Annotated in this window: 19 protein-coding genes; 12 read left to right on the forward strand and 7 right to left on the reverse strand. The window is 71.3% G+C overall.

Features of this window, described 5'->3' with window-relative positions; translation table 11 throughout:
• Positions 1 to 27 precede the first annotated feature (27 nt).
• The 6 genes from AB0G01_RS34100 (at position 28) to AB0G01_RS34125 (ending at position 8,291) form a co-directional block, all read left to right on the forward strand.
• A complete protein-coding gene (locus AB0G01_RS34100; RefSeq protein WP_360954691.1) occupies positions 28 to 2,847 on the forward strand; it encodes an ATP-binding protein in 2,820 nt (939 codons plus the stop codon).
• Positions 2,844 to 4,769 carry a hypothetical protein gene (locus tag AB0G01_RS34105; protein ID WP_360954638.1) on the forward strand — a complete coding sequence of 642 codons (1,926 nt, stop codon included), beginning with the start codon at positions 2,844 to 2,846 and terminating at the stop codon, positions 4,767 to 4,769. Before AB0G01_RS34100 ends, AB0G01_RS34105 begins: the two co-directional genes overlap by 4 nt.
• On the forward strand, positions 4,769 to 5,380 hold the full coding sequence (locus AB0G01_RS34110; protein WP_360954641.1) for a hypothetical protein: 612 nt from the start codon (positions 4,769 to 4,771) through the stop codon (positions 5,378 to 5,380). Before AB0G01_RS34105 ends, AB0G01_RS34110 begins: the two co-directional genes overlap by 1 nt.
• Position 5,381: 1 nt before the next feature.
• Positions 5,382 to 6,383 (forward strand): C40 family peptidase, encoded by a 1,002-nt coding sequence (locus tag AB0G01_RS34115; RefSeq protein WP_360954644.1) that lies wholly within the window; start codon positions 5,382 to 5,384, stop codon positions 6,381 to 6,383.
• A 23-nt stretch (positions 6,384 to 6,406) separates the two neighbouring features.
• The gene (locus AB0G01_RS34120; RefSeq protein WP_360954647.1) at positions 6,407 to 6,916 is read left to right on the forward strand and encodes a hypothetical protein; all 510 of its coding nucleotides are present in this window, start codon (positions 6,407 to 6,409) and stop codon (positions 6,914 to 6,916) included.
• 754 nt (positions 6,917 to 7,670) lie between these two features.
• On the forward strand, positions 7,671 to 8,291 hold the full coding sequence (locus AB0G01_RS34125; RefSeq protein ID WP_360954650.1) for a DUF308 domain-containing protein: 621 nt from the start codon (positions 7,671 to 7,673) through the stop codon (positions 8,289 to 8,291).
• 241 nt (positions 8,292 to 8,532) lie between these two features.
• Here AB0G01_RS34125 and AB0G01_RS34130 read toward each other — a convergent pair whose 3' ends face one another.
• Complete coding sequence (locus tag AB0G01_RS34130) at positions 8,533 to 10,248, reverse strand: NAD+ synthase (RefSeq protein ID WP_360954653.1); 1,716 nt, start codon at positions 10,246 to 10,248, stop codon at positions 8,533 to 8,535.
• 72 nt (positions 10,249 to 10,320) lie between these two features.
• Between AB0G01_RS34130 and AB0G01_RS34135 the strand changes: the two genes are divergently transcribed.
• Complete coding sequence (locus AB0G01_RS34135) at positions 10,321 to 11,883, forward strand: alpha/beta hydrolase (RefSeq protein ID WP_360954656.1); 1,563 nt, start codon at positions 10,321 to 10,323, stop codon at positions 11,881 to 11,883.
• Positions 11,884 to 11,905: 22 nt separating this feature from the next.
• On the opposite strand, the gene AB0G01_RS34140 is transcribed toward AB0G01_RS34135, so the two are convergent.
• Positions 11,906 to 12,730 carry a helix-turn-helix transcriptional regulator gene (locus AB0G01_RS34140; RefSeq protein ID WP_360954659.1) on the reverse strand — a complete coding sequence of 275 codons (825 nt, stop codon included), beginning with the start codon at positions 12,728 to 12,730 and terminating at the stop codon, positions 11,906 to 11,908.
• A 104-nt stretch (positions 12,731 to 12,834) separates the two neighbouring features.
• On the opposite strand from AB0G01_RS34140, the gene AB0G01_RS34145 reads away from it, so the two are divergent.
• From AB0G01_RS34145 to pip, 3 genes are all read left to right on the forward strand, one after another.
• The gene (locus AB0G01_RS34145) at positions 12,835 to 13,584 is read left to right on the forward strand and encodes an SDR family oxidoreductase (protein WP_360954662.1); all 750 of its coding nucleotides are present in this window, start codon (positions 12,835 to 12,837) and stop codon (positions 13,582 to 13,584) included.
• 252 nt (positions 13,585 to 13,836) lie between these two features.
• Positions 13,837 to 14,694 (forward strand): 3-methyl-2-oxobutanoate hydroxymethyltransferase, encoded by an 858-nt coding sequence (gene panB, locus AB0G01_RS34150; RefSeq protein ID WP_360954665.1) that lies wholly within the window; start codon positions 13,837 to 13,839, stop codon positions 14,692 to 14,694.
• A gap of 151 nt (positions 14,695 to 14,845) precedes the next feature.
• Positions 14,846 to 15,793, forward strand: a complete 948-nt coding sequence (gene pip, locus AB0G01_RS34155; protein ID WP_360954668.1) for a prolyl aminopeptidase — start codon at positions 14,846 to 14,848, stop codon at positions 15,791 to 15,793.
• 60 nt (positions 15,794 to 15,853) lie between these two features.
• Here the strand turns inward: pip and AB0G01_RS34160 are convergent, their stop codons facing one another.
• The 5 genes from AB0G01_RS34160 to AB0G01_RS34180 all read right to left on the reverse strand — a co-directional run bounded on the left by AB0G01_RS34160 (position 15,854) and on the right by AB0G01_RS34180 (position 20,905).
• Positions 15,854 to 16,600 (reverse strand): helical backbone metal receptor, encoded by a 747-nt coding sequence (locus AB0G01_RS34160; protein WP_360954670.1) that lies wholly within the window; start codon positions 16,598 to 16,600, stop codon positions 15,854 to 15,856.
• Positions 16,600 to 18,009 (reverse strand): RNB domain-containing ribonuclease, encoded by a 1,410-nt coding sequence (locus AB0G01_RS34165; RefSeq protein ID WP_360954694.1) that lies wholly within the window; start codon positions 18,007 to 18,009, stop codon positions 16,600 to 16,602. The genes AB0G01_RS34160 and AB0G01_RS34165 overlap by 1 nt, the downstream gene beginning before the upstream one ends.
• A 49-nt stretch (positions 18,010 to 18,058) precedes the next feature.
• Positions 18,059 to 18,268, reverse strand: coding sequence for a hypothetical protein (locus AB0G01_RS34170; protein WP_360954673.1), 210 nt, complete (start codon positions 18,266 to 18,268; stop codon positions 18,059 to 18,061).
• A gap of 475 nt (positions 18,269 to 18,743) precedes the next feature.
• The gene (locus tag AB0G01_RS34175) at positions 18,744 to 20,270 is read right to left on the reverse strand and encodes an MFS transporter (protein WP_360954676.1); all 1,527 of its coding nucleotides are present in this window, start codon (positions 20,268 to 20,270) and stop codon (positions 18,744 to 18,746) included.
• Entirely contained in the window at positions 20,267 to 20,905 is a 639-nt protein-coding gene (locus tag AB0G01_RS34180; protein WP_360954679.1) for an LppX_LprAFG lipoprotein, read from the reverse strand. The genes AB0G01_RS34175 and AB0G01_RS34180 overlap by 4 nt, the downstream gene beginning before the upstream one ends.
• A 151-nt stretch (positions 20,906 to 21,056) precedes the next feature.
• Between AB0G01_RS34180 and AB0G01_RS34185 the strand changes: the two genes are divergently transcribed.
• Both AB0G01_RS34185 and AB0G01_RS34190 read left to right on the forward strand, forming a co-directional pair.
• Positions 21,057 to 22,400 (forward strand): glutamine synthetase family protein, encoded by a 1,344-nt coding sequence (locus AB0G01_RS34185; RefSeq protein ID WP_360954682.1) that lies wholly within the window; start codon positions 21,057 to 21,059, stop codon positions 22,398 to 22,400.
• Between the two features lie 59 nt (positions 22,401 to 22,459).
• Positions 22,460 to 26,131: an FkbM family methyltransferase gene (locus AB0G01_RS34190; protein ID WP_360954685.1), complete on the forward strand. Its 3,672-nt coding sequence runs from the start codon at positions 22,460 to 22,462 to the stop codon at positions 26,129 to 26,131.
• The last annotated feature ends 410 nt before the right edge of the window (positions 26,132 to 26,541 follow it).

Genomic DNA, 26,541 nt, shown 5'->3' on the forward strand with positions numbered 1-26,541 from the left:
CGCACCCGTCGTTCCGCAGCGCAGCACGTGGCCCAGCACGCGGCTGCCGCGCGGGACGACCGGAAGGTCTACTCCAAGCGTGGCCGACGCCTGCCCGGTGAGCAGGCGGTGCCCAGCTACACCCCGTCGATCGCCGCGCGCAGCATCGACGGCCACCTGCTGCGCACCGGCCAGGAGGTGTACGCCTGGTACAAGCTCGCCCCGCAGCGCTGGTCGTTCCGCTCCGACTCGCAGCGCCAGGACCTGATCGCCGCGATCGCCGGCCAGTACGCCGAGCTCCAGGGCCGGTGGATGCACCTGCGGGTGACCACCCGGCCCTACCCGATCCGGATGTGGGCCGAGGCGCACGTGCACAACGCGGTGCGCCGGCTGCCCGACACGCCCGGCACGCTGTCGTTCGACGACTACATGGTCGGCGAGCAGCAGCAGCTCATGGGCCGCTCGATGGCCGAGAAAGAGGTCTACCTGGGCGTCCAGGTGCAGACCCGGAACATGATGGACCGCGCCGTCGAACGCGCCGCGCCCGTGCTCCGCAAGGTCTTCCCGGACGCCGTCGACGCCGAACTCGTCGCCATCGAGTCCGAGGTCGACCACCTCGACCAGGTGATCGGCTCCGCCGGGCTCGAAGGCCGGCCGGTCACCGCCGAGGAGATGTCCTGGCTGATGCACCGGTCGTGCTCGCTGGGCCTGCCCGCGCCGCGCAACCTGCCCGCCGTGCCCGGCGCGCCGTGGGAACCCGAAGACCTCGCGTCGTTCACCGACGCCGCGGACTTCCACCAGGAGCCGTACTCGCCGACCGTCACCGTGCGGGGTCGGACCGGCTCCAACGCCGGCATCAAGCGGCACGTCGCCGTGCTCACCGTCGGCCTCATGCACGGCCTCCAGATCCCCGAGATCGACGACCCGTGGGTGCAGCGCTCCGACCGGCTGTCCGCCGCCGTCGAGTGGTCCGCCCGCATCTACGTGCGGCGGCCCGAAGAGGTCTCCGGCGAGCTGACCCGGCAGATGAACAAGGTCCGCTCCCAGGTGCGGCACTACACCGACGAGCACGAGCTCGAACCGCCGCAGTCGCTGGCGCGCCAGGCGTCCCGGGTGCTGGAGATCGACGACGAGATGACGTCGGGCTTCACCGCGCTGGGCACCCGCGTGCGCTCCTGGTGGCGGCTCGCCGTGTCCGGCCCCACCGAGCGCGAAGCGCTGCGCCTGGCCCAGGCCCTGCTCGACCTGTACAAGCCGAAGGTCGCCATCGAGCACCCCGAGGCCCAGTACGCCATCGCGCGCGAGTTCATCCCCGGCGAGTCGCTGTCCTCGTCGGCGTACCTGCGCCGCGGCTCCGTGCTGTGGGCGGCCTCGTCCGTGCCCACCGCCACCGCCGAGGTCGGCGACCGGCGCGGCATCCTGCTCGGCGAGACCGTCACCGCCACCCGCCGCCCCGTCGCCTGGGACCCGTGGATGGCCCAGGAGCTCCGCGACGCGTCCGGCCTGTCCGCGATGGTCGCGGGCCTCGGCGCGGGCAAGTCGTTCCTCGGCGGCGGCATCGTCTACAAGACGCTGCGGTCCGGCGCGCACTGGACGCTGCTCGACCCGTCCGGCCCGCTGGCCGCCCTGTGCGAGCTGCCCGAGCTCAAGCCCTACGCGCGGCCGATCAACCTGCTCAACGCCCAACCCGGCATCCTCAACCCCTACCGGGTGGTCGCCGAACCCCAGCTCGACCACTTCCTGGACGAGGAAGACCCGGAACGGGCGTGGCGGCGCGAACGCGCACTGGCCGCCGCCACCCGCCGCCGACTCGTCCTCGACGTGCTCACCGGCCTGCTCCCGTTCGAGGTCGCGCGGCTCCCGCAGACCAGGATCGTGCTGTTGCGCGCCGTCCGCACCGTCGGCGGACGCCCCGACGCCCACCCCGGCCAGGTGTTCGAAGCCCTGCGCCGCGACTCGTCGGAACACCACGAGCACGCCGTCGTGGTCGCCGACTTCCTCGACGAGATGCGCGAGCGCATGTCGCTGCTCATCCCCGAGCAGGACGCCGACCCGTACAACGAGCAGCGCGACGACCGCCTCACCGTCCTCACCATGGCGGGCCTCAACCTGCCCAAGGACGGCACCGGCCGCGAGCACTGGACCGACGCGGAGTCGCTCGGCGTCGAGATGCTCAACCTCGCCGCGTGGCTCACCCAGCGGTCCATCTACGAACGCCCCAAGGACCTCCGCAAGGGCGTGTGGATCGACGAGGCGTTCTTCCTGTCCGAAGTCCCGACGGGCCGCGTGCTGATGAACCGCTTCGCCCGCGACTCCCGCAAGTGGAACGTCCGCGTCCTGCTGTCCTCCCAGATCCCCGCCGACTTCCTGAAGATCCAGGGCTTCGTCACCCTGCTCGACTCGGTGTTCGTCGGCCGGCTGGACGACGACCAGGCCCAGGCCGACGCGCTGCGCCTGCTCAAGGTCCCCGTCGGCGCGGGCTACGAACAGGTCGTCGCCTCCCTCGGCCGCCGCCCCGGCGGCATCCGCAACAGCACCGAACGCGACCGCGCCCCCCGCCAGTTCATCTTCGGCGACGGCGCGGGCGGCGTCGAACGCATCCGCATCGACTTCTCCGGCCCGCACCTCGAACACCTCCGCAACTCCCTGGACACCACCCCCGACGCCCTGCGCGACGGCCCGGACCAGGGCGAGGTCGAACTCTCCTCGCCGCCGCAGGACCCCTTCGCCTACGACGAGGGCCTCACCGACGAGTACGACGACGAACTCGCGGCCGACCTGGAAGTCGGCCTGGCCGACCCCCAACTGGTCGACTCGGCGCACGGCGAGGGAGGAAACCGCCGCAAGGGACGGGAAGGCGCGGCATGAGCACCCTCCTGCTGGCGGCGGTCATCGCCGCCGCGCTCTACGCGCGGCGGCGGTTCAGACGCGCCCGTGCCGCAGAGGGTCAGGCCGGGCCCGTTCGCACCCGCAGGGGGCGCGCCCGGTGGGCGTCGATGGCGACGGTCGTGGCGATCATGAGCCTCCAGGTGGTGCTCGGGGCTCCGGCCGCGAACGCCGCCGACTGCGGTGAAGCGCCCAACCCGGAACGGCCCGGATCGGGCATGGTCGGGGCGCTCGACCCGCCCGACGGCCAAGGTCTGAAGGACACGCCCTACCTGACCTACGGGTACGCGGGCATGGTGTGGCACACCTACCAGGACACGTGTCTCAAGCTCCCGGACACCTCTGCGGTGCTCGACACGTGGATGGGCAACGAGCTGTTCAACGTTGCCAAGAACATCGTCGGCATCACCAACGCACTGCACTACACGGTGATGGGCAACGGCTTGCTCAAACCGCTGGACGACGCCGTCAAGGAAGGTGTCCAGCGGGTCTACGACAACGTCTACCTGCGCTGGTTCGGCCTCGTGGCGTTGATCCTGGCCATCCTCATGTTCCGGCAGATCTGGCAAGGCGACCTCGCCTCCATCAGCAAACGCGGGCTGTGGGCGCTCGCCGCGATGTGGTTGGCCACCTCGGCGCTCGCCCTGCCCCAGTTCTACAAACTCCTCGACGAGACCCTGGTGACCAAGACCGCCGAGATCCAAGCCGGGTTCATCGAGAACCCGGAGGAGCAGGGCACCCTGCACGTCCTGCCGTCCCGCCTGCACGATTCGGTCGTCTACCAGAGCTGGCTGCGCGGCGAGTTCGGCACCCCGGACGCGGCGCAGGCCAAGGAGTTCGGCCCCCGCCTGCTCAACGTGCAGGCCTGGACCGTGGTCGAGCTGGACGAGCAGAAGGACGGCGACAAGGTCGCGCTGGAAGCCAAGCGGAACGAGTACAAGAACATCGCCACCCAGCTCGGACCGGTGCGCGGCTACTTCACCGGCAGCGACGGCGGGCGGACCGGTGCGGGATTCCTGTCGCTCCTCCAATCGGTCGCGTTCTCGCTGTTCCAGCTCTTCGCGAAGGCCGCCGTCCTGCTGGCCCAGTTGCTGCTGCGCCTCATCACCCTCGCCGGCCCGCTCATCGGCCTGGTCGCACTGCTGCACCACGACCTGCTGCGCAAGGTCGGCCGCGCGGCGGCCGTCACCGTCTTCAACGTGCTGGTGCTCGCCGTGCTGGCCGGCATCCACGCGCTGCTGCTCCAGGAGATCTTCAACGCGACCGGGTTGTCGCTGCTGACCAGGACCCTGCTCGGGCTGATGCTCACGCTCGTGTGCTTCATGGTCGGCAAACCGCTGCGGCGCATGTGGCAGATGGTCGAGGTGTCGGTCGGCCCCGCCCGGAACGCGCTGCCCATGAGCGGCGGGCTCCTCTCGCGGATGCGGCGCAAGAAGGACGCCGGACCGTCGCCGCAGGAGGAGTTCTGGGACACCGTCCGCGACTCCGACCCCGACGGCCCGGAAGTGCCGCAGCGGGGACGGGGACGGGTGCGGCCCGAGGCGGCCAACCCGGTCGTCGCCACCGCGCACCGGCTCGACCGGACCGGCGGCCAGCCGCAGCTCGGCCCCGGTGCAGGCGGTGGCGGCGGTCAGGCCGCGCTGCCCATCGGCGCGCACAGCGGCCCGGCGGCCCTGTCGTCCGGGCGGTCCAGGGTCGTGGACACCCCACCCGTCGCGGACCGCACCTGGGACCGCTCGGAGGACGCCGTCCTGGTGCCCTCCCGGGTGACGAACGGTTTCACCCGGATCGCCGACACCCCGGTCGTGCCGGGGCCGAGGCGAGCCGAGACCGAAGTGGTAGCGGGCAGGCAGGTCCACGTGATCTACCGGCCTTCGCGCGGACTTGAGGTCAGGGACAGCTGATGCCGATCAGGACCAACCGGGGGCGCACGGCGGTCTACCGCCGCTTGTGGGGGTGGCCGTTGCGGTCACCCCGGCACTTGATCGCCACCGTCGTCGGAGTCGTCGCGCTGGTCGCCACGTCCAGCATCGTCGTCGACCGCGTCGTCGGCTCGCGGCCCACCACCGCAGCCGGCACGACCACCACCTCCACCAGGCCGGTCGCGCCCGGCACCGGCAACCAGATCGGCGTGCTGCCCCCCACGGGCACCACGACGCCGCTGCCGACCAAAGCACCCAGCCCCACCGCGTCCGCGACGTCCGCGCCGGTCACCGCCGACGCGCAACTGGTCGCGGAGAGCTGGATCGACGCGTGGCTCAACCACCCGGCGGGCATGACCAACGCTAAGTGGCTGGCCGGGCTCAAGCCGTGGACCTCGGACGAACTGCTGCCCACGTTGCAGTCCGTCGACCCGGCCAACGTGCCCAAGGAGATCAAGAGCCCGGTCAAGGCCAGTCGGTCCACCACCGATTCGGTCGATTTCGAAGCCGACCTGGAAACCGGCAAGCTCGTGCTGACCGTGGCGAAGTTGCCCGAGGGCTGGCGCGTGCACAAGTACAGCAGGGTGGGCTGAGATGCTGAAGATCGCGATGGTCGTCGCAGCGGTGGCCGCCGTAGTCGCCGTCACCGTGACCAACGGCGTGTCGACCGTGGTCAACGGAACCACGCCCGACGAGGCCACGATGGGCATCCGCAACGTCGGGTGCAACGCGTCGATCGGCCCGTGGGAGGGCGGCGGCGAGGAGAAGGGCCGCAACGACGCGAGCCGGCTGGACGAAGAGCAGCGCGGCACCGTCGCCAAGATCATCTCCATCGGCCAGGAGCGCAAGCTGCCGCCGCTCGCCTGGCAGATCGCCATCCAGGCCGGCATGACCGAATCCGGGCTGCGCAGCCTCGACTACGGCGACCGCGACTCGCTCGGCATCTTCCAGATGCGCCCCTCCATGGGCTGGGGCTCACCCACCGAGGTCACCGACCCGGTGTACGCGGTCAACAAGTTCTACGACGTGCTGGTCAACGTCCCCAACTGGGAGGACCGGCGGCCCGGCGAGTCGGCGCAGGCCGTGGAGCGCTCCGCGTTCCCCGACCGGTACCACAACTGGGAAGCCATGGCCGCGTTCCTCATCGGCGACCTCGGCAACGTGGTCGACCCGGCCGGCTGCGGCCAGGCCGTCGGCCAGTTCCTGCTCGCCTCCGGGGCAGCGGGCACCGCGATCGAGTTCACCAAGCAGCAGCTCGGCGAGCCGTACCTGTGGGGCGGCAACGGCCCCGACCAGTGGGACTGCTCGGGCATCCTGGTCAAGGCGTTCGCCGAAGCCGGCGTGAAGATCCCGCGCGTGGCGAACGACCAGTACACCTCCGGTGGCGCGCACCTCCCCGTGCGGGAGGCCAAAGCAGGTGATCTGATCTTCTGGGCGACCAACCCGGCCGACCCGGTCACGGTGCACCACGTGGCCATGTACCTGGGCGGCGACGAGTACATCCACGCCCCCCAGACCGGGGACGTGGTGAAGATCAGCAAGGTCAACTGGGACTACCACGAGTTGATGCCACTGGCCGTCCGGCCGGGCGTGTAGATCGTGCGAGGGAGGTATTACCGATGTTCACCCCCGACCCCATCCAGCGCCACGCCGGCCCGCCCGCGTCCAGCACCCCGGTCCGGGACTACCTGTCGGCCCTGCCGCCGGGAGTCGACGGTGCGTACGCCGTGCTCCCGAGGTCGCTGGTCGAGGCGATGCCGCTGCCGTGGCAGCAGCAGATGACCCACCTGTTGGCCGAGTTCCACCGCTCGTTCGCCCACCTGGGGTGGCCGATCTACCGCGTCACCCCGTCCCGGCGGGAGCGCCTGGTGGACCTGGACGAGGAGCAACTGGCCGAGGTCGGCGCGATCATGGAGATCGACGCGGACGGCGAACTCGTCTACCGGGACCGCGCCGGGACCCGCATCGACGACCCGGAGAACCGCGTGGTGCTGGTGTCCGTCCTGGACCCGATCCCCGGCGACTACGCCAACGCCAACCAGAACACCCCGGCCCGGGGCTTCCCGGTGCCGCACCAGCAGCACCCCCAGTCCGGCCCCTTGCCGGTGCAGTCGCCCCACCAGCGCTGACGGGATCGGCGGCCCCAGGCCGCCACGCCTCGGGACGTTCCTCGGTCCTGACACTTTCGGGTGATCAAGCCGAAAAACGTACGGTAACGGTGTTCCCGTCACTCGGGTAGAACATGGAATCCCGCGCACCCCGACCCACCGTCCCAGCCCACCTGCGAGCCCGGTGCCGCTCCCCGCTCCCCACCGCTCAACCAACCGAGCCGCACCCAGCCGAGCCGCACCCAGCCGAACCGGGCCTCACCGAACCGGGCCGCGCCAAGCCGCACCCCGCCAAGCCTGACCGCGCCGAGCCCAGCCCCGCCAAGCCCAGCCCCGCCGCCGGGCGGCCCCGACCGCGCATCGCCGGCCGGCCGAGTCCGCAACGCTCGGGCGCGACCGCGTTGGCGCGACTCGCGCGCAGGCCGTGCACGCAGGTCCCCGGCACCCCCGGCACCCTCGTCGCTCCCGACATCCCTGTCGCCCCTATCGCCCCCGACACCCCGGCCCCCAAGCCCTGCCGCACGCTGGACATCCCGCTGACCGACCTCGTCCGCACCCGGTTTCACACCTGGTTCCGCACTCGGTTTCAGCCCCGCATCCGACTTCGTCTCCGCACTTGCCTCCATATTTGCCTCCGTACTTGCCTCCGTACTTGCCTCTGCACCTGGCTCCGGGCTCGCACCCGGCTACGCGCGCACCTGCTCTGGCGTCCCGGAACGGGTGATACGCGAGTTCGGCACTGCACGACGTGGTGATGAGGCGCACCCTGGTCGCCATGACGCACTTCGAGGCTGGTCCGGGTGGCACGACTGGTCCGTCACCGTCGCTCGCGACGCTCGGCCAGTCGAAGGGACTGCGGATCACGTTCGGCGTGATCACCGTGCTGATCGGGCTGCTGGTGCTGATCTGGCCCGGCATCACCATCCTCACGGCGGCGGTGCTGTTCGGCGTCCAACTCCTGATCACCGGCGTATTCTGGCTGGTCAGCACGTTCACGACGGACGGAGCGGGCACCGGTCACCGGGTGCTGTTCGCGGTGTCCGGGCTGCTGTCGCTGCTCGCGGGCATCCTGTGCCTGCGCGCGCCGTTCCAGACGATCGCCGTCCTGGCGCTGCTGCTCGGCGCGATCTGGGTGGTCGGCGGGGTGGCCGAGATCTTCCACGGCTTCGGCACCAGCGGCTGGGCGGTGTTCTCCGGCGTGGTCACGGTCATCGCCGGGATCGTGGTCCTGGTCGCGCCGCTGTCCAGCATGGTGGCGCTCGCCTGGCTGTTCGGCATCACGCTGCTGGTGCTCGGTGTGCTGAGCATCGCGACCGCGGTGACCGAGGGCCGCGCGCCCGCGACCAAGCGATCCACGGACCACACCGGGACCACCGGCCACGCCGCTCCCGCTTAGCTCCCGCGCAACCCCTCGAAGCCCCTAGAAGCCCCTAGAAGCCCCTAGAAGCACTCGACGCACCTCGGCCGGACCCCGCCACCAGGCGAGGTCCGGCCGAGGTGCGTCACCGGCAAAGCGAACCACCGCCGACCGAGCCACCGTGCGAACGGTCCCACTCGGCCCCCGTCGGCCCAGCCAACCCAAGTCGACCCCAGCCAGTCCAAGTCGGCCCCGGTCGGACCGGGGCGCGCCCGGAAGGTCAGCCCTCGCGCCACCCGCTCGTGATGGGCAGCCGGCGGTCGCGCCCGAACGCCTTGAACGTGATCTTGGTGCCCGGCGGGTACTGCCGCCGCTTGTACTCGGCGCGGTCCACCATGCGGAGCACCTTGTCGACCAGCTCGGGCGCGAACCCCATCGCGATCAGGTCGTGGTAGCCCTTGTCGCCCTCGACGTAGTCGTCCAGCACGGCGTCCAGCAGCTCGTAGTCGGGCAGCGAATCCGTGTCCACCTGCCCCGGCCGCAGCTCGGCCGAGGGCGGCTTGCTGATCGAGTTCTCCGGGATCGGCGGCAGCTCGCCCAGCTTCTCGGCCTGCGCGTTGCGCCACCGGGCCAGGTCCCACACGAGGGTCTTCAGCACGTCCTTGATCGGCGCGAACCCGCCCACCGCGTCGCCGTAGATGGTCGAGTACCCGACCGCGAGCTCGGTCTTGTTGCCGGGCGCGAGCACCAGGTGCCCGTGCTGGTTGGACAACCCCATCAGCGTCACGCCCCGGCACCGCGCCTGCACGTTCTCCTCGGCCAGCCCGGTCAGCCCGAGCTGGTCCACGAAGATCTTCACCATGTCCGCGATCGGCTGCACCTCGTAGTGCACGCCGGTCCGCTGCGCCAGGTCGTGGGCGTCGGACTTCGAGTGGTCCGACGAGTACACCGACGGCATCGACACGCAGTAGACCGAGTCGGCTCCCAGCGCGTCCACGGCCAACGCCGCCACGACCGCCGAGTCGATCCCGCCGGACAGCCCGAACACGACCGACCGGAACCCGTTCTTGTGCGTGTAGTCGCGCAGTCCGGTGACCAGGGCGTGCCACACCTCGGCCTCGTCCGACAACGGCTCGGCCGCCGCCGGCACGGGCAGCGGCTCGTAGCGGGCCACCGGGTCCGCCGACACCACCCGCCGCCGCACCGTGAACCCGTTGACCACGCCTTCCGTCCGGGCCGCGCCGCCGGGCAGGTCCAGGTCGAGCACCACGAGGTGCTCGACGAACTGCGGTGCCCGGGTCACCAGCTCCCCGTCGGCGGTGACCACCATCGTGTCACCGTCGAACACCAGCTCGTCCTGGCCGCCGATCAGGTTCACGTAGGCGAGCGGGGCCCGAGCCTCGATCGCCCGCCGGGCGACCAGCGGCAACCGGGCGTCGTCCTTCTTCCGCTCGTAGGGCGAGGCGTTCGGCGACACCACCAGGTCCACGCCGGCCGCCCCGAGCGCGGCGATCGGCCCGCCGTCCTGCCACAGGTCCTCGCAGATCACCATGCCGACCTCGACGCCGTGCAGCCGCACGACGTCCAGCGAGTCGCCGGGCGTGAAGTACCGCCGCTCGTCGAACACGCCGTAGTTCGGCAGGTGGTGCTTGTGCTGCCGCGCCACGACCTCGCCGCCGTGCAGCACCGCCGCCGCGTTGCGCACCCCGAGCTCGTCGCGGTCCAGGTAGCCGACGAACACGGCCAGCCCACCGCAGCCCGCCTCGTCCAGGCGCGTCGCCAAGGCGGCCAGCGCCGCCCGGGACGCCTCCGCGAACGACTCCCGCAGCGCCAGGTCCTCCACCGGGTACCCGGTGAGCACCATCTCCGGGAAGACCGCGAGGTGCGCGCCGGCCTCGACGGCCTTGCGGGACCAGTCCACGACGAGTTCGGCGTTGCCGGCCAGGTCGCCGACACAGGCGTTGACCTGGGCGAGAGCGAGTCGGAGCTGTGGCATGGACGCATTCTCGCTCACCCGGGGCGAGCGTGGTGGACGTTGTGGCCGACGTGTCACACCTACGATCGAACCGTGCGCCGTTCCCTAACGCTGTTCCTCGTCCTGCCCGTGCTGGCGTCCTGCACGAGCGTCGTGCCCGGCTCACCGACCCCGGGAACAGCGCTTGAACAGCGCGGACCCGCCGGCACCGTGCCCGCCGGACTGAAACGGTTCTACGGCCAGCAGCTCGGCTGGGAGGACTGCGCCGACTACGCCACCACCGGAACCACCCGATCGCAGTACAGGAACAAGAAGAGCATCGAGTGCGCGCGCCTGGAGGTGCCCCTCGACTACGCGAAACCGGACGGTCGGACCATCCGCCTCGGCCTGCTGCGCCAGCGGGCCACCGGTGACCGCATCGGCTCGCTGTTCATCAACCCCGGCGGCCCCGGCGCGTCGGGCATGTCCGCCGCCGCGAGCCTCGGCGCGCAGGTCGCCAAGTCCTCCCTCGGCGAGCGCTTCGACCTGGTCGGGTTCGACCCGCGCGGCGTCGGCTCCAGCCAACCGCAGGTCCGCTGCCTCACCGACGACGAACGCGACACCGACCGCCTCGACATCGACCTCGACACGTCACCGGCCGGCATCGCGCAGACCGAGGCGGAGAACAAGGCGTACGCCGAGAAGTGCGCCGCGACCACCGGTGCCGACGTCCTCGCGAACGTCGGCACCCGCGACGTCGTCCGCGACCTCGACGCGATGCGGTCCGCGCTCGGCGACGAGAAGCTCACCTACCTCGGCTACTCCTACGGCACGCACATCGGCGCGGGCTACGCGGCGGCGTTCCCCGCGAACGTCCGCGCGCTCGTCCTCGACGGAGCCGTCGACCCGACCCAGGACCAGGTCGAGTCGCTGATCGCCCAGGCTGCCGGGTTCCAGAAGGCGTTCGACGCGTTCTCCGCGTGGTGCGCGAAACGCCAGGACTGCGCGCTCGGCCGGGACGCGTCGGGCGCGAGCAAGGCGTTCCGCGACCTCACCCTGCCGCTCGCGCAGCGCCCGGTCGACGTCGACTCGCGGAAGCTGTCCTACAACGACGCCATCACCGGCGCGATCCAGGCCATGTACACCGAAGAGCTGTGGGGCCCGCTCAACGCCGGCCTCGCCGAGCTGAAGAACAACAGCGGCGAAGTGCTGATGCAGCTCGCGGACGCCTATTACGACCGCGACAAGGACGGCAAGTACGCCACGATCACCGACGCCTTCACCGCCGTGAAGTGCGTGGACGAGCCGCGCGTCACCGACCGCGCCGTGCTCGACGACGTCGCCCGCCGCTACAAGGCCGCCGCCCCGTTCCTCGACGACGGCAACCCGCCGGCCGGCGCGCTCGACTCGTGCGCGTTCTGGCCCGTCCCGCCGACCGCGCAGGACGCCAAGACCACCGATGGCCTGCCTCCGACGCTGATCATCTCCACCACCGGCGACCCGGCCACCCCGTACCAGGCGGGCGTGAACCTGGCCAAGGAGCTCGGTGGCGGGCTGCTCACCTACGAGGGCAACCAGCACACCGTGTACTTGCAGGGCAACGGGTGCGTCGACCCGATCGGCGACGAGTACCTGATCAACCTGACACTTCCGGCCACCGGCAAGACCTGCTCCTGAGAGGCGTCATCCGGCGACCGCGTCAGACGTCGACCGAGGCCGACCAACTCGCCAACAGGCGTAATCGCTCCTCGGTCGGCGAGTCCTCCTCCGCCGTGTACACCACCAACTGCAAGTCCGGTTCGCCCGGGAACAGCAACACCTCGTAGTCCAGGTCCAGATCGCCCACCACGTCGTGGCGCATCAGCTTCGTGCCGTGCGTCTTCTCCAACACGGCGTGCTGCGCCCACAACGTCCGGAAGGTCTCGTCCTTCACCGACAGCTCGCCGACCAACGCGGCCAACCGCGCGTCGTCGGGATGCTGCCCGGCGTCGAGCCGCAACACGGCCACCGTGTCCGCCGCCACTGTCGGCCAGTCCCGGTAGAACCGGCGGGCCGCCGGATCCAGGAACACGTGCCGCGCGCTGTTCAGCATGGTCGGCGCGAACCCCTCGTACCCGCCCAGCGCGCCCGCCAAAGCGTTCCACGCCAACAGGTCCGTGCGACGGCCCAGCACGAGGGCGGGCACGTCCTCCATCAGGTCCAGCAACCGCCGCAGCCCCGGCCGCACCCGCTGCGGCACGGCCTTGCGCGGCCTCGCGGGCCGCACCAGGTTCCGCAAGTGCGCGCGCTCGGTGTCGTCCAGCCGCAACACCCGCGCCACCGCGTCCAGCACGGCGTCGGACACCGCCGGCGTCCGCCCCTGCTCCAGCCGCATGTAGTAGTCCACGCTCACGCCGGCCAGGAGCGCCAACTCCTCGCGGCGCAAGCCCGGCACACGTCGGCGACCACCACCCGGCAACCCCACGTCGTCCGGCCGGACGCGGGCCCGGCGGGTGCGCAGGAACTCGCCCAGGTCGTGGTTCACGTCACCCAGTATGGCCGGATCGCGCCGTCGCAACCTGGTCCTGCCAGACCTGGGGAGAGCCGGGGCCTCCGGTCCGTGCCCGAACCGCCCCCACCCTGGATCCCATGACCTACGACCTCACCGACCGCACCGCCGTCGTCACCGGAGCCGCGAGCGGCATCGGGGCCGAGATCGCCCTGGTGCTCGCCCGCTCAGGTGCCCGGGTCGCACTGCTGGCCCGCCGGGCCGACCGGCTCGCCGAACTCGCGGACAAGATCCGCGCCGACGGTGGGCAAGCGCTTGCGGTGGCGGCGGACGTGACCCGGGACCTGACCGAGGCGGTCACCGCCGTCCACGAGACCTACGGCCGCGTCGACCTGGTGGTGAACAACGCGGGCGTCATGCTCGCCAACCCCATCACCGACCGGCGCGCCGACGAGTGGACCCGGATGATCGACACGAACCTGGGTGGCGTCCTCGCCGTGACCGGCGCGTTCACCGAAGATCTGATCGAAGCCGCCAAGTCCGGCCCGGCCGACCTGGTGAACATCTCCTCGATCGGGGCGCACCTCACGTTCCCCGACTTCGCCGTCTACACCGCGACCAAGGCCGCCGTCACCCACCTGTCCGCGAACCTGCGCACCGAACTCGGGCCGAAGAACGTGCGGGTCACCAACATCGAACCGGGCTTCACCGAATCCGAGCTGGGCGACCACATCGACAACGCCGCCGTCCGCGACGACCTCGGCTCCTGGTTCGACGGAGTGGGCCGCCTGACCTCGGCGGAGGTGGCCGACGTGGTCGGCTACACCACCAGCCGCGCCCAGCACGTCAACCTGCGCCAGATCGTGGTCCTGCCCACCCGACAGGTCTGACCGCACGCCGCCACAGCCCATACACGCCGTCAGGCTGCCCTTCTGAACGCACCTTTCCTTACACGCCTCCCCATCCAGCCGCCCGCGACATGCCACGGAGTGATAATTCGACAACTCAGAGTGGTTGTGACGTGTGAAGTGACTCCCACACCGTGCACAACCGGCCCCTGCGGTGTCACGCTGAGCGGGTAAACCGTGCAACAAGGCCCGGAGACCCGCGACGAAGCGGGCTTCGAGGGAGGACGGTCGACGATGACTTCCGCCGAGGTACCCGCGCCCTACGGCAGCGGACCCAGCACCCCCACCGCGCCGGCGAAGAAAGTGCGCATCCACCACCTGCGTGAGCTGAAGGAACGCGGCGAGCCGTGGCCCATGCTCACCGCCTACGACATGTACACCGCCGAGCTCTTCGACGAAGCGGGCATCCCGGTGCTGCTGGTCGGCGACTCCGCGTCGAACAACGTCTACGGCTACGACACCTCGCTGCCGGTGACCGTGGACGAGCTGATCCCGCTGGTTCGCGGCGTCACCCGGTCCGCGAAGCGCGCCCTGGTCGTGGCCGACCTGCCGTTCGGCTCCTACCAGGTGTCCGTCGAGCAGGCCGTGGCCACCGCCGTGCGGTTCATGAAGGAAGGCCGCGCGCACGCCGTCAAGCTGGAGGGCGGTCGCCACTTCGCACCGCACATCCAGGCGATCGTGCGGGCCGGCATCCCGGTCATGGCCCACATCGGGTTCACCCCGCAGAGCGAGCACCAGCTCGGCGGCTACCGGGTCCAGGGCCGCAACGACGCGTTCGACTCCGTCGTGGAAGACGCGCGGGCCGTGCAGGAAGCCGGGGCGTTCGCGGTGGTCCTGGAGATGGTCACCGCCGAGGTCGCCAAGCAGATCACCCACGACCTCGACATCCCGACCGTCGGCATCGGCGCGGGTCCGGACACCGACGCCCAGGTCCTGGTGTGGCAGGACATGGTCGGACTGCGCCGGGGCAAGGCCCCCAAGTTCGTGAAGCGGTACGCGGACATGGCCGATGTCATGCTCGGCGCGGCCCGCTCGTTCGCGGACGAGGTTCGCGGCCACCAGTTCCCCGGCCCGGAGCACACCTTCCACTGATCGAGGGCGGGTCTTTTCCGGCCCCCGTGCGCAAGGGGCCACCTGACCCGCCGCACGTTCCTCCGACCCGGCGCACGGTCCCCACGCAACACGCCTTCCCCGTCCCGGCAGGGTGATCATCGACGGGCCGGCGTCGGGCACAGTGGGGGCCATGTACCCCGAGATCGAGCCCTACGTCCAGGGCCTGCTCGACGTCGGTGCCGGCAACCGCATCTACTGGGAGGTGTCCGGCAACCCCCGCGGCAAGCCCGTGGTGTTCCTGCACGGCGGACCGGGCGGCGGCAGTTCGCCCGTCCACCGCAGGTTGTTCGACCCGGCGGCCTACCGGATCGTGCTGCTCGACCAGCGCGGCTGCGGGCGGTCCACGCCGCATGCCAGTAGTCCGGGCGCGGACCTGACCACCAACACCACCTGGCACCTCGTCGACGACCTGGAGAAGCTGCGCGACCACCTGTGCATCGACCGCTGGCAGGTGTTCGGCGGCTCGTGGGGCAGCACGCTCGCGCTCGCGTACGCCGAAACCCACCCGTCGAGGGTCACCGAAATGGTGCTGCGCGGGATTTTCCTGGTGCGCGAGCGCGAACTGGACTGGTACTACGGCGGCGGTGCCGGCTTCGTGTTCCCCGAGCTGTGGAGCCGGGTCGCGGCGCTCGCCCCCGACGGCGACGTGATCAACACCTACGCCCGCCTGCTCAACCACCCCGATCCGGCCGTGCACGAACCGGCGGCGGTCGCGTGGAGCGTGTGGGAAGGCTCCACGGTCACCTTGCGCGAACGGCCGGAGCTCGTCGCGGTGTTCGCCGAACCCCGCTACGCGCTGGCGTTCGCCCGCATCGAGAACCACTTCTTCGTCAACCGGGGGTGGCTGGACGAAGGCCAGTTGCTGCGCGACGCCGGCGTGCTCGCGGGCATCCCGGCCGTCATCGTGCAGGGCCGCTACGACATGGCCACCCCCGCGACGTCCGCCTGGGAACTGCACCGGGCGTGGCCGGGATCGGAACTGGTCATGGTGCCCGACGCGGGTCACGCGTTCGACGAGCCGGGAATTCTGGAGGCACTGGTGGCAGCCACCGACCGCTTCCGTCCCCGAGCCCGATAGATCGCAGCCCCGCGAACCACCCCACCCGCGAGCGCCCCACTCGCGAGCGCCCGCGCCACCTCAGCCCGCGAACGCCCGCGCCAGCTCGGATCGCGCCGCCACCAACGACGGCCCGTACCAGGTCAGATAACGCCCGGAAACGTGCACCGGCCGCAAGTCCGGGAAGAACTGCGGACCGTCCTCGGGCGTGAACAGGTACGGCTCGTCCGGCAGCACCACCAGATCCGCATCGACCGCCCGGAGCTCGTCCAGCGACGGTCGCGGATACCGCTCGGCGTGGTCGGCGTACGCGTTGACCACGCCGAGCCGCCGCAGCACGTCCCCGGCGAACGTGTCCCGCCCCACCACCACCCACGGCTTGCGCCACACCGGGACGATCGCGCGGAACCTGGCCGGCTCGACGTCCCGCCACACCCGTTCGGCCTCGACCAACCAGTCCGGCTCCACGTCCCACGCCGTGCCCAGCAGCCGGCGCAACGACTTGAGCGCAGCCGGAACGGTCGCGGGCGCGGCTGTCACCCACACCGGAATCCCGTTGGCGCGCAAGCGTTCCACGTCCTCCGGCCGGTTCTCCTCGCTGTTCGCGAGCACCAGGTCGGGCGTCAACGCCACCACGCGGTCGACCTTCGGGTACTTCGACCCGCCGATCCGCGTGACGTCCAGGTCCGCAGGATGCGTGCAGTAGTCGGTGGCTCCCACGAGCACGCCGGGATCGACGGCCTCGGTGAGCGAGGGGACCAGGCTCACCACGCGCCGAGGAGCGACCGGCAGCGCGACCGGCTCGCCCAGGTCGTCGACCGGGAGCATCAGTCCTCGACCCGGGTGAACGCGACCTTGCGGCGTTCCGGATCGGCCTCGGTCAACCTGGCCCGGATCCGTTCGCCCTCCGGCAGGTCGGCTCCCGCGCACCGGCCCATCACCGGCGGCTGCGCGACGAACACGTCGGCCCCGTTGCCCTCGGCCCGCAGCACCACCGCGTCGAAGACCTGGCCGACCCGATCGGCCATCACCCACGCCTCGACCTGGTCCAGACAGGCCCGGTCCACCTTGTTCGCCACCGTGTCCGAACCGCCCATCACGCCGGGCAGCAACGGCAACGCCCGCCGCAACCACTCCGGCACGTCCTGGCCGGCGCTCACCGCCAGGCACACCTCGGTGGCGAACCGGTCCACCAGCCGCCGAAGCGGAGCGGTGACGTGCGTGTACGGAGCGGCGACACCGGCGTGCGTGGTGACCGGCGGGATCTCGCCGTCGAACGCCGTGTAACCCGCGCCCCGCAACAACCGTGTCGCATCCACGAACAGCGCCAACGACTCCGGTCGCGCCGGGTCGAGGTCGGCCAGGAACCGCGCCGGCGTGACGCCGTCCGGCCACGGCACGCCCAACGCGCTCGCCGAGCGCCGCAACGCGTCGACCGCCGTGTCGTCCGCGTCCGGCAACGTGCGCAGCACGCCGACCTTCGCGTCCAGCATGATCCGCGCCGCCGACATCCCGGTCAGCAACGAGATCTCGGCGTTCCAGGCATCGACGTCGACCCGAGGCCGGACCACCAGCTTCCAGTCACCGTCGCCGTTGGGCACGATCTCCTGCTCCGGCAACCGCAACTCGACCGCGCCGCGCTCCGTGGCCCGCTCCCGCCGCAACCGGCCGAAGTCGGCCAACGCCTCGATCGACGGGTGCGGCGTGCCGGAGTCGAAGGACGCCTGCACGCTCTCGTAGTCGAACTGGGCCGTCGACCGCACCACGGCCCGCCGGACCCGCACGTCCACCGGCTCGCCGTCGGCGTCGCACTCGAACGTCCACAGCACGGCCGGCCGGGTCTGCGACGGCAGGAGGCTCGCCGCGCCCTCCGACAGCACGGGCGGGTGCAGCGGCACGTTGCCGTCCGGGAGGTACAGGGTCTGCCCGCGCCGCCGGACCTCGGCGTCCAACGCGCCGTCCGGCACGACGAACACCCCGAGGTCCGCGATCGCGTAGTGCACCCGGAACCCGCGCCCGACCCGTTCCACGAGCACGGCCTGGTCCAGGTCCTTCGCGCCCGGCGGATCGATGGTCACCAGCGGCAACGCCGTGGCGTCCTCACGATCCCCGACCGCGATCTCACGCCCGACGGCCTGCTCGGCCTCGGCCAGCACCGCCGCCGGGAACTCCGAGGGCAACCCGAACTCGGCTCGAATCCCGCTGAAGTCCAGGTCCGCCCGCCCGGTACGGATCACGATCGAGGCCACGCCTGCACCTTAACCCGCTCGGCAACCGGAACCCGGTCTATTTCTCCTCCCACTCCCGATCGGCCTCGTCCTTCCAGTTCCGATCGGCCTCGTCCTCCGACTCGGTCCGCGCGCGGGCGAGCTCCAGCGCTCGCCGAGCCGCCGCCTCGTCCGGATAAGGCCCCATTCGATCCCCGCCACGACAACCGACACCCTTCTCGGCCGTCTGGTGGGTCAGGCAGTAGTACCAGGCATTCGGATCACCCATCTGTCCAGGCTGACATGCGCGGCCCCGCATGTCATGTCCGGCCGCCCACAAGATCCAGCCGCGTCGGCCAAGCTGCCGTTCGCCGGTCCGTTCAGCGGTCCGTTCGGCGACCCGGTTCGTGACCCGCTCGGCAAGTCGGGCGGGGACCCGCTCGGCGACCCGGTTGGCAAGCTGGTCGGCAAGCCGAGGGGTGGGCGGGTCAGGGGTGGCTGGGCGAGTCGGGCGGGGCGCGGAGTGCAGGGCGCGGAGTGCGGGGCGCGGGGTCGGAGTGCAAAGGCGGGGTGCGGAGTGCGGGGTCGAGACGGGGACTTGGTGTTGGCCTGCCTGGTTCTGTCTTGTTCTGTCCCGTGTGAACCGTGGTGGGGGTGGTTGTGGGGTAGCGGTCTTGGGGTGGGGACCGGGGGGCGGCGGCTCGCGCGTTCGATATTTCACCGAGTAACGGGAACAGTGTTTTCGTACAAATTCCCAGGGTTGTTCACCCGCTACGGGGACGTGTGGCGTCGGGAGCAGGGGCCGGGTGGTGGGTCTTCGCCGGGAGCAGGAGGGCCAGGACCGCTCCCGCGCCGCAGATGACGGCCGTGATCAGGAAGATCTCGTGGTACTCCGTCAGCAGGGCTTCGGTCAGGGACCGCTGGTACTGCTCGACCTGGCGCTTGAACTCCGCCGCCTCCACGCCGAACGGCAACGGGGTGTCCAGGTCCGCCGTCAGCTCCCTGAAGCGGTGCAGCCCCCACGCCGACAGGGCCGCCACGCCGACCAGCATCCCGGTCATCCTCGCCACCACGACCGCCGCCGACGCGACTCCGTGCTGGGCCGCCGGCACCACGCGCAGCACCGCCGCCGACACCGGGGCGATCACCAGCCCCAACCCGAAGCCCGCCACCACCAGGTCGCGGTCGAGCGTGGCCGGCGGCACGTCCGCCGGCCACCGCGAGATCAGCACGTACGCGCCCGCCGCCAGGGCCATCCCGACCACCGACACCCAGCGGTCACCGATCCGGCTCGCCACCCACCCACCGAGCAGCGCCCCGACCGGCAACGCGATCACGAACCTGGCCAGCAGCGCCACGGCCGCCGCCGAATCGCGGCGCAGCACCGTCTGCGCGAACAGCTCGACGTCCACCAGCGTCACCATCAACGCCGCCCCGGCCGCCAGCGACACCCCCAGCGACGCCAGGAACGGCCGCATCGCCACGCCGGTCGGGTCCAGCAGCCGCACCGACGAGCGCCTCTCCCACCACACGAACCCGGCGAGCGCGACCACCGCGCCACCCAGCGCGGGCCACCCCCACGGCGGCAGGACGGCGTGCTCCGGGTCCGGGTTGTACAAACCCACCACGAGCAGTGCCAGCGACAATGCCAGCAGCGCGCCGCCGACGACGTCGATCCGCACCGGCCGGCCCGACCCGCCGGGCACGGTGCGCTGCACGACGAGCACCGCCACCGCCGCCAGCGGCAGGTTCACCCAGAACACCCACCGCCAGCTCTGCGGCTCCAGCGACTCGGCCACCGACCACGCGTTGAACAGCGACGCGACCCCGACGCCGTAGAGGGTCCCGAGCACGCTGCCCAGCTCCTGCGCCGCGCCGACCACGCCCAGCGCGCCGGCCCGCCGCCTCTCGTCCCACAGGTCGCCGACCAGGGCCATCGTCACGGGCAGCAGCGCGCCACCGGCCAGGCCCTGCACGACCCGGCCGACGACCAGCAGCGGCAGGTCGCCCGCCAGGGCGGTGACCGCCGAGCCGACGGCGAACCCCACCAGGCACAGGTGCAGCACGACCCGCCTGCCGAACCGGTCCGAGAGCTGCCCGAGCAGCGGCATCCCGGCCACGTACCCGAGCAGGTACCCGGTCACCACGGGGGTGGCGCGCTCCAGGTGGTTCACCGGGATGCCCATGTCGCGCACCATGTCGACCAGGACTCCGACCACCACGTACGCGTCCAGCGCGCCGAGCAGGACGGCGAGCGCCCCCGCGCCGATGGCCAGCCGTCGGGAACTCACGTCGGCGGTGCGACGGTGAACGCCTTGTTCAGGTCGGTCAGCGCGATGGTCACCTTCGCGCCGTTGGCCGGCTCGAACACGGCGTTGGTCACCTTGTCGTCCTTGAGCGTGAACGTCGCCTTCACGTCGCCGCCGATCCCGGGCACGAGACCCGCCGCCACGTCCTTCGGCACCGTCGCCTCGACCACGTGACCACCGTCCTCGGCGCTGACCGTCTTCGCGTCCTTCGCGTCGGCCAGCACCTTCGCCACGCCCCGGTCCGGGTCGAGGATCGCGGTCGGGTCGTAGACCTGGCCGGCCAGCGCGGCGGGCAACTTGGTGAACCCGCCGGTCGGGCCCTTGAAGTACAGGTCGCCCCCGACCAGGACGTACTCCACCTCCAGGAGCTGCCCGAACTGCTCGACCTTGGCCCGGCCCTTCGACCTGCCCTCGGCGTCGAGGTCGCCCTCGGCGTCCTTGACGGTCACGTCGGGCAGCTCGCCGTCGACCTCGATGGTGAAGTGCGTGCTGCTCACCGAGCGCATGGCGGCGGCCGACTCGCCCAGCAGGTCGGACCCGGCGGGCAGCTCACCGGACGACGTGCACCCGGCCAGCAGGAGGGCGAGCGCGCCTACCAGGACGCGACGACGGAACATGCGCAAAGGGTAGATCCACCCCGCTGAGAACACCCTCAACTCGGCGCGCTCCACCGTGTGACCTGCGGGTTGCCCGCGCGCCACACCCGACCTCGGCGCTTTCCGCGAGTCGGCAACGCGGCGGCGGGCGGCTTTACCTAGGCTTCGTGCCATGAACCGCCAGCAGGAGTTCGTGCTCCGCACCCTTGAGGAACGGGACATCAGATTCGTCCGGCTCTGGTTCACCGACGTGCTGGGCTTCCTGAAGTCCGTCGCGGTGGCACCCGCCGAGCTCGAAGGTGCCTTCAGCGAGGGCATCGGCTTCGACGGCTCGGCCATCGAGGGCTTCGCGCGGGTCTACGAGTCGGACATGGTGGCCAAGCCCGACCCGTCCACGTTCCAGGTGCTGCCCTGGCAGACGCCGGACAAGGCGAACTACTCGGCGCGGATGTTCTGCGACATCGCGATGCCGGACGGCTCGCCGTCGTGGGCCGACCCGAGGCACGTCCTGCGCCGCGCCCTGGCCAAGGCCAGCGAGGCGGGGTTCACCTGCTACGTCCACCCGGAGATGGAATTCTTCCTGCTGAAGAACCTGCCGGCCGACGGCAGCGAGCCGATCCCGGCGGACAACGGCGGCTTCTTCGACCAGACCAGCCACGAGACGGCGACGCACTTCCGCCGGCACGCGATCGAGGCGCTGGAGGCGATGGGCATCTCGGTGGAGTTCAGCCACCACGAGGGCGCGCCCGGTCAGCAGGAGATCGACCTCCGCTACGCCGACGCGCTGACCATGGCGGACAACGTCATGACGTTCCGGTACGTGGTGCGCGAGGTGGCGATCACGCAGGGCGTGCGGGCCAGCTTCATGCCCAAGCCGTTCTCCGAGCAGCCCGGCTCGGGGATGCACACGCACGTCAGCCTGTTCGAGGGCGACCGCAACGCGTTCTACGACGCCGAGGACCCCTACCAGCTCTCGGAGACCGGTAAGGCGTTCGTCGCGGGCCTGCTCAAGCACGCGCGCGAGATCTCCGGTGTCACGAACCAGTGGGTCAACTCGTACAAGCGGCTCATCGTCGGCGGTGAAGCGCCCACGGCCGTGTGCTGGGGTCACGCGAACCGCTCCGCGCTGGTGCGCGTCCCGATGTACTCGCCGGGCAAGTCGTCGTCCCGCCGGGTGGAGATCCGGTCGCTGGACTCGGCGTGCAACCCGTACCTGGCGTACGCGGTGATCCTCGCCGCGGGCCTCAAGGGCGTGGAGAAGGGCTACGAGCTGCCACCGCCCGCCGAGGACGACGTGTGGTCGCTGACCGACCGCGAGCGGCGGGCCGCCGGCTACGACAACCTGCCGCAGAACCTGGGGGAGGCGTTGACCGAGATGGAGAACTCCGAACTGCTGCCCGAAGCGCTGGGGGAGCACGTGTACGACTTCTTCCTCCGCAACAAGCGCACGGAGTGGGACGCGTACCGGCGCAGCGTCACGCCTTACGAACTCCGCACCCTGCTGCCGGTCCTGTGAGGGAAAAACCCGCGCGGGTGGTCCACACCGGGCATTCGGAGAAGCTAGGTTTGCAGACCGTGACCGAGGTGCCCGCGAGTTCGGAGGCCCGTCCCACCCTGATCGCGTGCACGGTGGCCACCGCCGCCGAACTGCCCGCGGTGAAGGTGCTGTCCGGGTCCTTCCTGGCCAACCACCCCGAGGCGCGGTTCGTCGCGCTCGTCGTGGACGCCCAGCCGGAGCACTCCGGCCCCGGCCTGGTGACACCCGCCGACCTCGGGGTGCGCCCCGAGGAGCTGGCCGAACTGGCGACCGGCTGCACCGCGCGGCAGTTGTGCGGGCTGCTGCGGCCCCGGCTGCTGGAGCAGTTGCTCGGCCAGGGCATCCCGGTGCTCTACCTCGACCCGTGGGTGCAGGTGCTGGCCTCCGTGTCGGACCGGGTGCTGGACGCCGTCGAGCGCGGCCCGCTGGTGCTCCTGCCGCGCGCGCTGCGCCCGCTGCCGGACGACGGCCTGCGGCCCACCCCGACCGAACTGCTGGAGACCGGCGTGTTCGACCCGGGCTTCCTGGTGGTCGCACCCGGCGCGGAACCGTTCCTGCGGTCCCTGGAAGAGCAGTTGCGGCGCACCCCGGACGCGACCAAGGCCGTGCTCGACATGGCTCCCGCGCTGGTCAGCCTGGACGTGCTGCGGGACGCCACGATCGGGCTGTCGGCGTGGAACGCCGGCCAGCGCGACCTGCACCGCCTGGCCGACGGCACGCTGACCGTGCTCGGCGAGCCGCTGCGTACGGTCCACTTCGAGGGCTTCGACCCGGGCCGCCCGTGGCTGTTGTCGGCGGCGTTCGCCGACCGGCCGCGCGTGCTGCTGTCCGAGCACCCCGCCCTCGCCGAGCTGTGCACCGCCTACCGGGGCGAGCTCGTGCGGCGCGGCTACACGCCCGTGCCGGTGCGCTACGGCTTCGGCCAGCTCGTCGACGGCACACCCATCCCGGACGCGCTGCGCGCCGACTACCGCGACGCCGCGCGCACCAACCCCGGCTCGGTGTTCGACCCGTCGCACTTCGCCCACGGGCAACCCGCCGACGACCGGGTCAACGGCATGTCGGTGGGCCTGCCCCACCCGCCCGCCGCGTTCGGCCCGGACGGCGGTGCCGGCTTCCTCCGCTGGGCCTGCTCGCCCGTCCCCGACCTGCCCGGCAGCACCCGCTGGGCCGCCGCGCTGTGGCGCGGTGACCAGGCGCTGCGCACCCAGTTCCCGGAGCCGTTCGGTGCGGACGCCGCCGCTTTCCGCGACTGGTGCGCCGGTCCGGGCGTGGCGGGCGGCCGGTTGCCGGTGCCCGCCGTGCCGAGCTCCCGCGCCGACGCGCCGGTCCTGCTGGACCAGCTCGGCGTGTCCGTCATCGGCTCGGGCCCGGTCGCCGACCTGCTCCACGCCGCCGCCCGCGCCTCGGGCCTGCCCACCTCCACGGCGGTCGGCTACCCGGTCGTGGTGCGGGTCGACCACGCGGTGCCGGTGCCCGACGGCCGGTTCGTCGTGGACTACCGCCTGGACGAGGGCCCCGCGCCGGGTGCGCACGAGGTGTGGGTGCCGTCCGAGGCCACCCGGGCCGCCGTCGAGCGCACCGGCGGTCCCGCGGTCCGGGTCCTGCCGCTGCCCGTCCCCGACCAGGACGCCTACGAGCCGGACGACCACGAAGGGGTGATCTTCGGGGCGCTCGCCGACCACGCCGTCGACCGCGAGGGCAACGTCATCGGCGCGGTCTCGGCGTTCCTCGGCGCGTTCACCGACCGCGCGGACGTCACCCTGCGCATCGCCGTGACCGGCGCGGACGCCCACCCGGAAGCCGCCGAGCGGCTCCGCCTGGCCACCGCCACCGACCCCCGCATCGAACTCGTCGACGAACTCGGCCCGGTCGACTGCCTGATCTCGCTGCACCGAGGCCGGGGCGACCGGATCACCTCGGCGCTCGCCGCGCACGCCGCGCGGGGCACCCCGATCCTCGCCCCCGAGCAGGGACCCGTCACCGAGCTGTTCGACAAGCAGTCGGTGGTCTACGTCCCGTGCCGGCAAGGCTCCGAACCGGACGTGCAGGCCGCCGTCAAACTGCTGCGCGCGCTCGCCGACGACCTGCCCGCAGCGCGCGCCATCGGCGTGAAGGGCCGCGAACGCGTCGAAAGCCGCGCGGTCGCCCTGATCGGTGACATCATGCGCGAACGCGTCGAACACGCCTACCGAGCGTGGCGCGCGCGTCGTGCCGCGGCGAACCCGACTCCCGCCGTGGACCCGATGAAGGCGCTGCACTCCGCGAAGCACGCGTTGCTGCGACAGCCCGACGTCGGCGTGGCCAGCCGCACGCCCATGGCACCGCAACTGCGCAAGATGGTGCTGCGCGTCCTGGACCACCACGACAACCACGTGCGTGACGTGCTGGCGTCCCTGGTGGACGGTGTCGAGCGGACCGTGTCCGAGCTGGTGCGCCGGCAGGACGAGCTGTCCACCGGCATCGGCCTCGGCGAGCTGGAGATGCTGCGCTCCGAGATCGAGCAGCACCTGGAGAACCAGGTGCAGCTCTCCGACCAGGTGCTCGGCCTGGACGACGGCGTGGTGCGGGTGCGCGCCGACATGGCCGGGCAGGGCAGGAGGCTGCGCGAGATCGAGGACGCCGTGGTGGCCGAAGCCGCCAAGCGCGCCAAGTCCGGTGACGCGCTCGCGCAGCGCATCGACAAGCTCGCGGTCGCGCTGGAACGGACGCTCGACCGCATCGACGACCTGGAGTCCAAGGTCGTCGACGTGCTGCGGGAACGTGACACCCGGCTCGACTACGGGATGCGTGCCGCGAAGCAGGCGCAGCAGACCGCGGACGCGCTGCGGCGCGTAGTGGTGCGGGAGCACGAACGGCACAGCGAGAACGTGCCCGACGTGCGCAGCTCACTCGTGCTGACCGAAGTGGGCATGTTGCGGCTGCCGTCCGACGACGCGTTCATGCTGCCGATGCTGTCCAGCAACGGCGTGTGGGAGCCGGACCTGTCCGAGCTCATCGACTCCGTGGTGGAGCCCGACGGGATCTTCCTCGACGTCGGTGCGTACATCGGGTACCAGACCGTGCGGATGTTGAGCCGGTTCGGCACGGCCGGTGCCGTGGTCGCCGTCGAACCGTGCAGGTCCGCGCGTGAACTGCTCCGGCACAACGTCGACGTGAACCTGCCCGCGAACATCGCCGAACGGCTCGTCGTCGTGGACGCCGCCGCGTGGGAGAGCGTCGGTGAACTCGTCACCCAACCCGCGCTCACCGGAGGGGTGTTCGTCGCACCGACGCCGGCCGACGCGCCGGAGGACGCGCCGAAGGTGCGGTCGGCGCGGCTCGACAAGGAGCTGGAGGCCGTGCCCGCGCTGCACGGCATGAAGCTCTCCGTCGTGCGCGTGGACGCACCCGGCCGAGGCCATCGCGCGCTGGCCGGACTGGTGCGCCTGCTGCGCCGGGACCGCCCGCACGTGTTCCTGGAGTTCTCCGCGTCCGCGACGGAGGGATTCGGCGACGATCCGGTCACGGTCCTGAAGGAATTCCGGATCTGGGGCTACGACCTGGTGCCGGTGGCGACCCGCGAAGCGGCCTCGCCGGAGCGGATCGTGGCCGCCATGGAGGGGATGCGGACCATCTCGCTGTGGCTGCGGCCCCGCCCGATCCAGGCCCCGCCGTCCGGCCCGCAGGTGGCCGTGCCGCTCCGGCAGCCCGCTGACCAGGCGATTTGACTTCCGATCGGCTCATGAGTAACTTTTGCCGAGTCGCCAGGCAGGACCTCGGAACGAGCGGTTGACACCGCGAATCGGGCCGGGTAGAGTACTGCCGCGTCACCCCAGGAAGCGAATAAGCAGTCTTACGAGGCTGTCTCGGTTCACGGGGAAACACAAAGAACTAAATGCGAAGCGCGTTTGTCGCGGAGCGGAGAAGCCGAAACCGGCCGATTTGACACCGCGAAAACGAACGAGCTAAGCTTCCAGCAACACAAACGGAAACACCAGCCCCGGAATGAACCGCGGTAGAACGCGGGACGTGATGGTGAGCGTGTGTTCTTTGAGAACTCAACAGCGTGCCGAATAGCCAGTAAATTTATGAACCTCGTCAAGAGGTTTCCTTTGAGATTGACTGGACAACTGATCGA

The sequence above is a fragment of the Actinosynnema sp. NPDC023587 genome, assembly GCF_040640215.1.
Lineage (GTDB): Bacteria > Actinomycetota > Actinomycetes > Mycobacteriales > Pseudonocardiaceae > Actinosynnema.

What these genes read in the sequence shown, in the direction of transcription:
- AB0G01_RS34105 (WP_360954638.1), top strand. Translation starts at nt 2,844, where the DNA reads ATGAGCACCCTCCTGCTGGCGGCGGTCATCGCCGCCGCGCTCTACGCG.
- AB0G01_RS34110 (WP_360954641.1), top strand. Translation starts at nt 4,769, where the DNA reads ATGCCGATCAGGACCAACCGGGGGCGCACGGCGGTCTACCGCCGCTTG.
- AB0G01_RS34115 (WP_360954644.1), top strand. Translation starts at nt 5,382, where the DNA reads ATGCTGAAGATCGCGATGGTCGTCGCAGCGGTGGCCGCCGTAGTCGCC.
- AB0G01_RS34120 (WP_360954647.1), top strand. Translation starts at nt 6,407, where the DNA reads ATGTTCACCCCCGACCCCATCCAGCGCCACGCCGGCCCGCCCGCGTCC.
- AB0G01_RS34125 (WP_360954650.1), top strand. Translation starts at nt 7,671, where the DNA reads ATGACGCACTTCGAGGCTGGTCCGGGTGGCACGACTGGTCCGTCACCG.
- AB0G01_RS34130 (WP_360954653.1), bottom strand. Translation starts at nt 10,248, where the DNA reads ATGCCACAGCTCCGACTCGCTCTCGCCCAGGTCAACGCCTGTGTCGGC.
- AB0G01_RS34145 (WP_360954662.1), top strand. Translation starts at nt 12,835, where the DNA reads ATGACCTACGACCTCACCGACCGCACCGCCGTCGTCACCGGAGCCGCG.
- panB (WP_360954665.1), top strand. Translation starts at nt 13,837, where the DNA reads ATGACTTCCGCCGAGGTACCCGCGCCCTACGGCAGCGGACCCAGCACC.
- pip (WP_360954668.1), top strand. Translation starts at nt 14,846, where the DNA reads ATGTACCCCGAGATCGAGCCCTACGTCCAGGGCCTGCTCGACGTCGGT.
- AB0G01_RS34160 (WP_360954670.1), bottom strand. Translation starts at nt 16,600, where the DNA reads ATGCTCCCGGTCGACGACCTGGGCGAGCCGGTCGCGCTGCCGGTCGCT.
- AB0G01_RS34170 (WP_360954673.1), bottom strand. Translation starts at nt 18,268, where the DNA reads ATGGGTGATCCGAATGCCTGGTACTACTGCCTGACCCACCAGACGGCC.
- AB0G01_RS34180 (WP_360954679.1), bottom strand. Translation starts at nt 20,905, where the DNA reads ATGTTCCGTCGTCGCGTCCTGGTAGGCGCGCTCGCCCTCCTGCTGGCC.
- AB0G01_RS34185 (WP_360954682.1), top strand. Translation starts at nt 21,057, where the DNA reads ATGAACCGCCAGCAGGAGTTCGTGCTCCGCACCCTTGAGGAACGGGAC.